This is a genomic window from Pedobacter arcticus A12, from assembly GCF_000302595.1.
GTDB classification, from domain to species: domain Bacteria; phylum Bacteroidota; class Bacteroidia; order Sphingobacteriales; family Sphingobacteriaceae; genus Pseudopedobacter; species Pseudopedobacter arcticus.
In genome coordinates this window covers 1,128,957-1,141,031 of the sequence record NZ_JH947125.1, presented here as the reverse complement: position 1 = coordinate 1,141,031, position 12,075 = coordinate 1,128,957, and the positions used below count along the sequence as shown (strand labels likewise).

General features: G+C 38.3%; 5 protein-coding genes. 1 reads left to right on the top strand and 4 read right to left on the bottom strand.

The genetic code is table 11. The annotated features are described in order from the left end of the window. Position 1 precedes the first annotated feature (1 nt). From B176_RS0106385 to B176_RS19110, 3 genes are read right to left on the bottom strand one after another with little or no spacing between them, the layout of a single operon-like run. A complete protein-coding gene (locus B176_RS0106385; protein ID WP_017257957.1) occupies positions 2-1,045 on the bottom strand; it encodes an HlyD family secretion protein in 1,044 nt (347 codons plus the stop codon). Between the two features lie 5 nt (positions 1,046-1,050). Beyond that, positions 1,051-2,391: a TolC family protein gene (locus B176_RS0106380; protein ID WP_017257956.1), complete on the bottom strand. Its 1,341-nt coding sequence runs from the start codon at positions 2,389-2,391 to the stop codon at positions 1,051-1,053. Next, complete coding sequence (locus B176_RS19110; protein ID WP_017257955.1) at positions 2,388-3,014, bottom strand: TetR/AcrR family transcriptional regulator; 627 nt, start codon at positions 3,012-3,014, stop codon at positions 2,388-2,390. The genes B176_RS0106380 and B176_RS19110 overlap by 4 nt, the downstream gene beginning before the upstream one ends. Positions 3,015-3,344: 330 nt before the next feature. Between B176_RS19110 and eno the strand changes: the two genes are divergently transcribed. Continuing rightward, positions 3,345-4,646, top strand: coding sequence for a phosphopyruvate hydratase (gene eno / locus B176_RS0106365; RefSeq protein WP_017257953.1), 1,302 nt, complete (start codon positions 3,345-3,347; stop codon positions 4,644-4,646). 372 nt (positions 4,647-5,018) lie between these two features. On the opposite strand, the gene sov is transcribed toward eno, so the two are convergent. Continuing rightward, positions 5,019-12,074, bottom strand: coding sequence for a T9SS outer membrane translocon Sov/SprA (gene sov, locus B176_RS0106360; protein WP_026063191.1), 7,056 nt, complete (start codon positions 12,072-12,074; stop codon positions 5,019-5,021). Position 12,075 lies beyond the last annotated feature (1 nt).

The window sequence follows — 12,075 nt, the reverse complement described above, 5'->3', positions numbered from 1 at the left end:
TTTAATCTGCTGTATGCACCGAAACTTTAACGCTCATTCCAGGACGTAGCTTCGATAGAATTTCATTTTTTTCTAACTTTATTTTTACCGGAACGCGTTGAATCACCTTTACATAATTTCCGGTAGCATTATCTGGCGGAAGAAGCGAAAATTTTGCGCCGGTAGCGGGAGAAAAATTATAGATGTGGCCCTTCAATGCAACATCTGGGAAAGCATCAATTTCTATATCAACTACTTGCCCTTCTTTTAATTTCTCTAACTGCGTTTCCTTGAAATTTGCCTTCACAAACAAGCTATTGTCGTTTACAATGGCAAACAACGATTGTCCTGGCTGGATAAGCTGCCCTATCTGAATGTTTTTGTTAGATACAATGCCAGAAGTTGGCGCTGCAATTTTTGTGTAGGATAAAATAAGTTTTGCAAAATCAATATCGGCCATACGCGAACTGATGTTTGAGTTTGCTACAGAAACCTGCGACTCGCTGGTGTTTACCTGTTTTTTAACCGCTTCAAATTGTGTTTTTGATGCTCTTAAACTCGCATCGGCTGCGTCTTTTTGCGCTTTAGCCTGGTCAAACTGTTGTTGGGTAACAGAGCCGTCCTTTACTAGGTTTTGGTAACGGGCAAAATCTTTATTGGCTTGATTTGCCTTCGCTTCTGCGATTTCCACGTTTGCTTTAGCCGTACCGATTCCTGCCGCTGTTGAGCTTACTACAGCTTCACTAACGTTTACATTTGCTAAAGCAGATTGCTTGCCAGATTGTGCCTGAGCTAGTTTTACCTTAAATTCTCTGTCATCCAATTTTACCAATAGCTGGTTTGCGTTAACATGTTGGTTTTCTTCAAAATAAATAGAGTCCACGTAGCCACCAACTCTTGCCACAACGGGGCTAATGTCGCCATCAATCTGGGCGTCATCCGTATCAACGTGTTTACTAAAATAAATGTATTCTTTGATGCCGAAAATAGCGCCTATAAGTATCAGTACACCTAATATAAAGGGAATTACTTTTGCTGATTTTGATTTGGGTTTTTGTGTTTCCATTCTGTTTATAAAATAATTTTTTTACCTGTAGATTTTAATAAGTTGTAATAAGCAATCTGCGCATCTGCTTTGGCCAGCTCTAAATTGATTTTGGCCTGAAAAAGCTGTGTGTTTGCATCAAGTCTGTCCGTTAACGGAGAAATACTATTTTTATACTTAGACTGTACAATATTATCGTTCTCGGTGGCCTGATTAATTGCTGTTTTAAGCAGACTGATTTTTTTGATTGATTGTAGATAATCTTGATAGTTTCTGTTTACTTCTGATTTAATCTGATCTGCAATTAATGACTTATTGATTAGCGTTCCTTGCTGTTTAATATGGGCTTCTGCAACTTTGTTTTTGGTGGTCCAAAGGCTACCGATATTCCATGATAATGTTAAACCCAGGGTTAACGGCGTAACAAACTCATTGGTTCCGGGGATAAACTTACCGCTAGGGTTAAGGTAATAAGCTCCTAAACCCGCACCTAAACTTGGTAGCTGATCAGCTTTAATGGATGCTATGTTCTTACCCAGCACCTGGGATTGATAGTCAATCTGTTTAAGTTCCACACGGTTAACAATCGCACTGTCTAAATAAGTGCTTAAGCCGTTTTCCGATTCAAAATCTGTAGGTAAAGTGGCAGTTTGGATAAGTGTTTGCTCTGGTAGGCCTAACAGAATATCTAAATTGTAGTTGACCACATTTCTGTTTTTGTCAAGGTCTAAATCCGTTAATTCGATATTTGATTGCTGTAATTGAATGCGTAGCACCTCGTTTTTGGTAACAATGCCTTGATCAAAAAAGCGTTGCGTTTGCTTTAGCTGCGTTTCTAAGGCTTTGATGTTTTGAGCGATAACGGATTTGCTAGCATCCAGCTTATACAAGTTTAAATAAGCGTTGATGATGTTGATGGCGATTTCATCTTCGTCTTTCACCACGTCTAAAACGGCGATTTTTTTAACAAGCTGTGCGCTCTCTTTAGCATATTTTAGTTTATTGCCAGCAAAAATCAATTCTTGTACAGACAAAGTGCCAATGTAAGCATCTGCACTTTTAGGTAATTTTATCGGGTCACCAGGACCTAACTGCAGTACATTATTTGGTATTTCAGCATGGTTGTAAATCGCACTTGCATTGGCTGATGGCAAGCTTTTGTCTAAAACCTGCTGATAAGCGGCCTGGGCTTCTGCTACTTTGTTTTGACTTAAAGCAATGGTCTTGCTGTTTGCTAATCCAAGCGCAATTGCATCCTTTAAACTGAGTGTTTTTACATCCTGTGCAACAGACAAAAAAGGTAAAACGAGTAAAGAGCAGGCAAGCCACTTGCTTAATTTTTTTTGATAATTGTATTTGATATTCATGATTTTGTTAAGTACAATTTGAACATGGTTTTTAAATGATTTTTTAGACGGACAACCATTTCATCATCTAATAAGTCTTTTGAGTTTGCATGGCCATTAAATAGGATGGAAGCCATCGGCGATGCGTTAATTAAGTAGATTTTAGTACCGAACATAGACGCAATCAGCATATCCGAATCAACTTTGGCAAAACTGCCGTTGCTAACACCGTCGTCTATAATTCGCTTTACTTGCACCAAGTTTTTAGAAAGTAGCTCCACAATCTGCTCGTTAAGTTGGCTACGCAAGGTTAAGCTCATCTCTATGTACATCAGCTTTTGCACCGCCAAATTTCTCCGCATATTATCAACGTAACCATCAATAAACCGATATAGTTTTTCAAACGAGGAAATATTATCGCTGTTAATATTCTGCAACTTTATACGATTGGCTAGGATATGTCTTTCTATAATTGCCATATACAAGCCTTCTTTGCCACCAAAGTAATAGTTAAGCATCGCGATATTTACATCAGCTTTTTTAGCAATTAACCTGGTAGACGCCGCATCGAAACCTAACTCGGCAAAAAGATCCTCGGCTATTGCAAGGATCTTTGCTTTGGTGTCTAATTTATCATCTGTCATAACGACGACAAAATTAATTAATCGATTGATTAATTATTGTCATGGAAATGTTTTTTTGATGATTAAGGATAAGTAATGTTAAAAAACAGCGATGAAAGCATATTTTATGATCAGTGTAGGATTTATTGAAAATGGTTTTCTTATGCAAATACTCGTCTTTGAGAAAAGCTTAACAAACGGTTTTATTAGAAAAAATTGTTTTTTAATGATGAGGTCGAAGAACTACACGCCCAAAAAACAATTGCTATATTTGCGAGTTGAACAAAATTACTTACTTTAGTGTAGTTTTAACACTAAGTGTAAAATAGACAAAAATAAATTCAAAATAAGATGAGCTTAATTCTTGATGTACACGCAAGACAGATCCTTGATTCTAGAGGAAACCCTACTATTGAAGTAGATGTAATCACCGAAAACGGCATTTTGGGAAGAGCAGCAGTGCCTTCTGGTGCTTCAACCGGGCAACACGAAGCCGTAGAACTACGCGACAATGACAAATCTGTATATTTAGGTAAAGGTGTTTTAAAAGCCATTGCTAACGTTAACGAAAAAATTGCTGAAGCATTAAAAGGTGTTGATGTATTTGAACAAAATGCAATTGACCAGTTAATGATTGATTTAGACGGAACAGAAAATAAAGGAAATTTAGGTGCAAACGCTATTTTGGGTGTGTCTTTAGCAGTTGCTAAAGCAGCAGCGCAAGAAAGCCGTCAGCCTTTATACCGTTACGTTGGTGGTGTAAATGCAAATACACTTCCAATCCCGATGATGAATATTGTAAACGGTGGTTCGCACTCTGATGCGCCTATCGCTTTCCAGGAATTTATGATTATGCCAGTTGGTGCATCTTCTTTCTCTGAAGCTTTACGTTGGGGAACAGAAGTTTTCCATAGCTTAAAAGCAATTTTGCATGATAGAGGTTTATCAACAGCAGTAGGAGACGAAGGTGGTTTTGCGCCAACTTTTGAAGGTACTGAAGATGGCGTTGAAACCATTATGAAAGCGATTGAAAAAGCAGGTTACAAACCAGGTATTGACATCTGTTTAGCTTTTGATTGTGCTGCTTCTGAATTCTACGTAAACGGAAAATACGATTACACTAAATTTGAAGGCGAAAAAGGTGCTATCCGTACTAGCGCAGAACAAGTTGAATATTTAGCTTCACTAGCAGCTAAGTATCCAATTATTTCTATCGAAGATGGTATGGACGAAAACGATTGGGATGGCTGGAAATTATTAACTGAAAAATTGGGCGATAAAGTTCAGTTGGTTGGTGATGATTTATTTGTAACCAATGTTAAAAAACTGAAACAAGGTATTGATAACGATACTGCAAACTCAATTTTAGTAAAAGTTAACCAAATTGGTACTTTAACTGAAACCATCAATGCAGTTACAATGGCTCAGCATGCAAATTATACTTCTGTAATGTCTCACCGTTCTGGCGAAACTGAAGATGTAACTATTGCTGATTTAGCAGTTGCTTTAAACTGTGGTCAAATTAAAACAGGTTCTGCTTCACGTTCTGATCGGATTGCAAAATACAATCAGTTATTACGTATTGAAGAAGAATTGGGCTCTAGAGCTAAGTTTATTGGAAAAGACTTTAAATTTTTCAAGAACAGAAAGTAGTTTTTTGAGTATCGAGTAATAAGTATCGAGTATCAAGATTTAAAACCGTTCTCATTTTTGGGACCGGTTTTTTTGCTTGTGAATGTTTTTGGGAGGTTATATCCTTAAAAATCTTGGTCGCGATTTGCAATTCCGATCTTTATAATATTAGATTACAATCTAAATTAAGTTTAAGAGGCCGGATCAAAAATCCTTTATTTATAACATCGGGATTGCAAATCCCGATGAGCTTGGTGCAAAGAATAAAGATTTTTTGCTCGTATGAAAAAGCCACTCTCCAGTTTGGGAGTGGCTTTTTTTATTGGATATTTTTTGAAACTTAAAATGATTTCTATCTGAACTGTAAGCAGTTGTTAGATGCTTAAACCTTTATTACTGTATCGTAAACCTTAAATTAATTCCAAAGTTGGTAAACGCCGTAACAAATGTTTGTGAGGTATAAGGCTTAGTGACGTTAGAATCGTAAAACAACCTTAAGTTAAAGCGTTGGTTCAACACATAATCAATACTTGGCCTAAAGGTGATGTTTTTAGATCCTCCAGAAATCTCAGGATCATCCACATCAGCTCTATAAATTACTGTTTTGTTATCACGGATGGCAACATCCAATTTAAAGTTTAAATCATTTTTAAGGTTTACGCTTTTGAACAAACCAAACGGGAACCTAAAATCAGAAGTTCGGTAACCAAAACCAATTACAAAAGCTTGGTCTTTTTGTGATGCCAATTGACTGTTCGCCAAACTCAAACTCATAGAACGTGATTTACGGTATTCTACATTGGCGGTCATGTTGTTCTTCAGTCGCATATCGATACCTAAAAGTGGCACAAATTGCTCAAATAAAGTAACCTGAGAAAATTGGTAGAACGGTAAGAAATCTCCTTGGTTGTCTCTCACGTTCACCGCTCCGTTTGCTTCTCCGTACCTGATCAAGGAAGTATAACCGTTTACGTTATACGTTGAGCTATACCCATGCGATAAGTCAAAAGCCGAGAAAATCTTATTGATGGCCTCTACTTTTACCAAACCGTTGTAAGTTAAGCGCCAGTTTGGGATTGGAATTTTTGGCAGCTTAGTTAAACTCGCTGCTCCAGCATCTTTATTTCTGTAAGCCGCCAAAAAAGCAGGAATTACCACCTCTTGGGAAGTTCTACCATAACCATCGGCGAAACCGTCTGTGTTTGTGCCTACACTGTTTGGGTTTTCCCCGCCTAATCTTTGCGAAATAACGGTACGGTTAGCTAAAAACTGTTGGAAAACAGCCGATGTTTTAGCCGAATTCTTGTCTTTAAATGCACTACCCAAAGCAATCATGCTAATGCTATAATCACCAGTGGTTATTGGATTTAAGCTTTCAAAACCTTGTGCAGAATTGTTGTACCTAAAATTAGTGGTAAAGTTTTTACTACTATTTTTAAATGCGGTTAGTTCTATTCTAAAATCTTTAAAAGGCTCAATAGTTCCACGTAAGTTTAATTTTTCGTTGAGGTTATTGATATAGAGCTGATTTTGTAAGGTATCCTGCGTTAACCAGCCATTGGCTAAAGCCTTAGCTCTAATATCGCCTTGAGCACCTAAAAGGAAGCCTACACCCGGTGCGTTGGCGTTAAAATCATACCCAAAAGCATCGGTTTGCGGTAAATAACCCGGTAAAAAGGTACCATCGTTACGGATGTACGAACCGCTTAAGTTTTTAATACTGGCTAATGCGTTGATCAAAATTTTACCTACGCCGGCGGTGCTATCTGCACTGTTATTTATACGCCTAAATGCACCGAACTTGTTGTAAAGCAAATTCATGTTCAGCGTTGGGTTAATTTGGATAGTTCTTGAGTTTTGGATGTTATTACCAAAATCAATAGTAGGATCGTTAAGCGTTAATAATGGTTCAGTTACCCAAGTAAACTGCGTTTGGTAACGGGTAAGTACACTTATAAAATCAAGACCAGGTATTTTATTCAATGGTACCGTGTAAGAAAGGCTAACGGTATGGTTGTAGTTTGTGGTACGTCCCAGGCGCTTTAAATTATTCCACATGGTATCACGTTTTAAACCGGTAATACGTCCTTCCGGCTCATCCACAACAGATAAGTTGGTAGCGTTGAAATCTAGTTTTAACGATTTTGTTAAATCCCAGCTTATCCCGTAAAGTCTGTTGATCTGGAAGTTTTTGTTAAACGTTGTTCTAATTGGAATAAAATTATTTGGATCGTTATCTCGCAAAGTATTCTCAGAATATAACCTGTTCAGTTCTATCCTAAAATTAAGCATAGAAGGCAATAAACTAAAGTTGAAATCTTTTAACAGATTTAGATATTTAGATTTTACAGCTTTACTAAATGGCGAATAAAACTTAGCCGGATTGTTAAAATCATAGGCTAAAGCACCACGATAAGTTTTTTGTTCGGTATTCTGATTGATAAAATCACGATGACCATATTCGGTATAAGCGTAGGTTAAACTCCAGTTTTCTACATCCCAAAGATGGTTTTTAGCGTTCGGGTCGGTTTTGATTTTACGCACATTGGTAAAGTTGATGCTACGGCGTTGCGTATAATCTTGTGCATAATTTAATATCGAATCTCTGGTTTGGTTAGATACGCTGTTTAATACATTTTTAAGTTCGATATCCGGGTTGCGGGGATCGTATTGTGGTGTACTTAGCTGACTGGAGTAATTGATGAACATTGGTATTTTTAGCCCAGACCTTTGCGGGAAAAATTTGCCCAACTCCAAACTAGAGGAAACATCAAAGAAACGGTCATCAGAACGATTGATCTCGCTCACCCGTTGTTCTAGTGAGCCGAAACCGATGGTGCTTTTGTTTGCCGAAAGTGTTACATCACCAAAATCGGCCAATTTAGCATTTATTCTGGCGGTTGCGGCCCAACCTCCGCGTTCGTCAAAATCCGTCAGGCGCAGTTCGTTAAACCAAATTTCGGCAGTTTTATCCAAACCATCATCGCCTACAGAAGCGTTGGTCTTTAACGGGTTTCTAACACCCAACATCATTACCCTAAGTTTACTTAAATCTGGCTGACCTTTAACCGTAATGGTGTTTACACCGTCGGAATAAGTATAAGGAACGTTTACCGGCCAAGGCTGACCCGTAGATACATCATTGTTTCTCGCAGTTTTAGCCAACTGGAACAATCGGAACTCTACGTTGATTCTGTTTTCTATAGGCCAAATTAATTCGGGATCGCGTGAACCTTGGTTGGTAACTTTTGTTGGAATTTGATATTCGTAATAGTTATCCTGATAATCTGTACCAATTCTAATAAATGCATTAACATCGCCGTCTTTAAGGGATTTAGCCGGATCACCTGCCTCTGCGTGGATGTACATTTGCAAACGCTTGTAAGAACGTACATCATTTAACGTTGTTTTAAAGGCAGCCCTAGCATAACCGTCTTGTAAGTTTTTAACAACTACCGATAAAGACTGCTCGTTTTGACGGGTATCTCCTCTAAAATTCGAAATATCTTTTTCTGTAGGAATGCCCGGCGGGATAACATAAGGAATAGGTGTACGAGATCCATTTTCATCAAGGTTTACAGTTGTTACATCTAAGGTTGAACCATCTAAACCTGGATTATTTAAAGCTGGATCTGCCAAGACTTTTGCGGGTGTGTTTTCTGCGTTAAACCTTCTCCACTCGCCACGCACCAATTGTAGTCGGGCAAATCTTAAAACTGTGGTATCGGCAAAATTTGTCATAAACATCCGCATAAAGCGAATGGATTTAAAATCTTGAATGTTTCCTACTTTACTGTTGAACTGCGCAATAGGGATTTTTATCTGGTACCAGCTTACCATTTTCTTTTCGCCATTGGCTAAATTAACAGAAGAAGTTACCTTATCGGTTACAAAACCAGACCCAACTGCTAAATCTGTAGGGGTAATTTTAACTTTATATTGGAAATATTCATCAGATTTTGACGAGTTATTATCTCTGTTGATATCTTCACCATCAGGGTAAGAAGTAGATGCTGAGTTTTCAATCCCTGTGGCATCTAAAGACTGTTGTGTAGTTTTCGAGTTTCCTTCTGTACCGTTAAAGTTTTCGTAACGTTTTAAAATACCTGCATTTTGTTGGTCGAGCTGATTGCCACGGTAGTAAATATAATCATCAGATGATGGGTCATTACGGAACTGATTTGCGGCCATTGGATCCAAAGCGGAGGTTACTTGGTTTACAATAGTTTGGTACTTTGTCTGTTCATCCTCGTTATTTAAACCATCCAAACCCACATCCTGCATTTTACGGGCATTTGGGTCGTTATCAAATGCCTGGATAACAGGCTGCAGTTTACCAACACGTCCCCAAACGGTTTCATCTGTTTTACTAATGTCGCCATCTGCCGGTAAACCGTTCTCCAAACTTTTACGCCCATCTTTTAAAATGTCTTCGGAGATATTACCAATGTTGAAATATAAATCTCCGCCTTGCGAATTCTCTTTACCGATAAACGGATCCAATACCCAAAGCTCAATAAACTCAATGTTTAAAGCCTCGAAATCGTTGGTTTCAATTTTCCGGAACATCCCGCCCCAGCGACTTCTTGGGTTTTGCAGTGTACCATCGTTATTTAAACCGGTAGTGGTAAAATTATATGGACCACGCAACATGGGGTAATACGCCAAGTTTAGGGTTGATAAACTCAATAAAGTACCAGTTGCGGTTTGCTTAAAGGGGAAAACCTCCGTTTCTAAAACTTCCCTTACGTAATGGTTGGAGAGTTCTGTTTTGTTGTTTTTGATGTTAGATGGTGTAAACCTGCTACTCTTGCTGTAAAAAATCGGATCGATGTTAAAGAAAGCAAGTTTTGCCCTGTTAAAGCCGTAAGATAAATCGTTTGAATATTGTGATTCGGGAAATAACTGCGGTGTACCAGAAATTTGCCATACCGAGGAGCTTTTTAAATCTATCACAGATCTTGCACCCTCAAAATCATCCAGGTAACTTGTTCCGCCACTGTTGCCAGCAAAGTCTAACGCTTTTGGATGGCCCGGATTGAACTTGGCAAATTCTCCGTTGAACGTGATGGATGAGGTTTCTTTGGTTGATAAAAATGGAAGCTTATCAATCATCCGGGTTAAAAACCTAGAATTGGTGCTGTAATTTAAATCAAAACCGTAAATATTATTGGAGATTGATTCCTCGCCAAAATTAATTTTTTGGGTGAGCGGTGTTTCTTTTAAACTTAAAAAGGTAGCTCCTAAATTGAAATCGTCGTTTACCCGATAATCTAACCTTGTCCCGAACAAAGATTTTTGTTGAATACCAAAAAGCTCGTTGCTTTCTAACTTAATTTTAATGGGTTGCCCAGAATTTAGCAAGGCATCATTCAAAATTTTAACCCGGCCAATATTGTAATCTACTGTATAATCTGCTCCCTCTGTTAATTTAAGCGTACCAGCGGTAACCACAACGGAACCTTCGGGTACATTAATGGCATTTAACTGAAACTCGGAGCTCACTTGCGACTGGTAAGTTCCTTTAATAAGATACCTATTTAGTCCCGGAAAAAGTTGTTGTGCTACTGTTTTTGTAGAATCGTATAACGGTTGGTAAACGTATTTATCAATTAAAGCCTGCTCGGCGCCGGGCACAAACTGCGATGCCAAATCCTTCCCAAAAGGCTCTATCGTTGGAAAAATTACCCGCCCGTTTTGGGAGTCAATCGTTAATCCCTCTAAAAAGTCAAAGTAACCATCAGGTTGTTTTGCACCTTGCTGGTTTAAACGGTCTAAATTGGCGACTTGTAGCCATAACTTTCCATTCAAATTTTGGCCTTCGGTAATTAAAGGTTTTTCGATACCCGCTTTATCATCCAACCTAAAAATGTTCAATTTAAAATCTGAAGGACTAATCTGATACGCACCAATGGAGTAGATGTTTTTCATCATCAAATCCCAAATAGGCAAATTGGTTTTAGTGGTTTCGTTCTTTAATAATTTGGTATATAAAACCTGTGGATTTTCTGGCGTAACCTGTATATCTGTAGAAAACTCGCCGACCTGATATTCTACACCGTTAACGCTGTAGCGATAAGCAACAGATAAAATCTCATCGGAATTGAGGGCGTTATTTAAAGATATATAACCCAGTTGGCGGTTAATGGTGTACTCTCTATCGGTTAATTTACGAGCGTATGTAAGTTTGTTATAGTTGTCTAAAGCGCCAGAACTTTGGAAATAGTTATCAATGTCATTTGCATTTGTTTGGCGGGCCGATGCTGGGATTTGTTGCAATAAATTGTTAGACTGTTGCGTAAAACCCGGTCCGTTAAAGGCGGCAGGCAAACCAGAATAACTTGCGCCTCCTTGAAAAAGCGTAGTATTGTATGGGTTATTTTCTCCCAAATCCATAAAGGCCAAAACGTCTCTAGAATCGGTGGTGCTGTTACTTTTGTTGGTTACCCAAACTTCAATATTGGTGACGTTGATGTTTGAAGAAATAATTGGTAAGTTGGCTAAAGCCCTGTTGTAATTGTTCCGAAAGTACTGCGCTAAAAAGTAATGCTTGTTCGCCTCGTAATTATCGGTGCTTAAGCTAAACTCATTCTGTTGCGCACCGTTGGTGATGTTAATTTCTTTGGATTGCGATTTCTGTTGCGAAAACATGGTAGTAACGCCTAAACGCCCAAATTGCAACTGGGTTTTTATACCAAACAAAGCTTGGCTACCGCTAATTAAGGTGGTATTTAACGGAAAGTTTACAATACCCGCTTCAATTTTTTTGATGATTTCATCCTTATCTCCAGTATATTCTAACTTAACCTGGTTTTCAAAATCAAACTGTGCTTCGGTGTTGTAGTTGGTACTGATTTTTAATTTGTTTCCAATATTACCCACCAAGTTCATCTGAATTCGCTGGTCGAAATCGAAATTTGCCTGCTTGCGCTGGCGTTCGTTAAATAGTGGATTCTCGTTGCGGTTTATTCTACCAGAAAACGTTAAATCTGCCGAACCTCTGGGCTGGATGTTAATAGTATTGCCTCCAAAAATTCGCTCAAAGGCTTTACTTTGCACTTTCACCTCCGGGATAAAACCTTCCTTTTCTACTGGGTTTTTACCAGTGCTCACCAAGGTTTTCCAATAAGCATTGATGATGTTTTTCTCTTCGAGTTCTTGGTATTCTTTAAACGTTAAATATTGTGGTGCTTTTATCAACTTGTTCCCAAGCATTTCTTTAACCACGTACTTTTTTGTTGCTGGGTCATAAGAAACTGTTTTTTTTACCGCTTGCGGGTGCTCTAGAAACATACCGCTTTTACCAAAAAATGGAGTAACGTAAGTGTCTTTAACAGGGTATTTAAGCCTTAAAGAATCTGTTCCAGCATTTTGTGCCAGCGCATAATTACTTGCGCATAAGCCAATAACACTAATCAAGAAGAACAGCCTAGTAAAATTAATTTTCAAG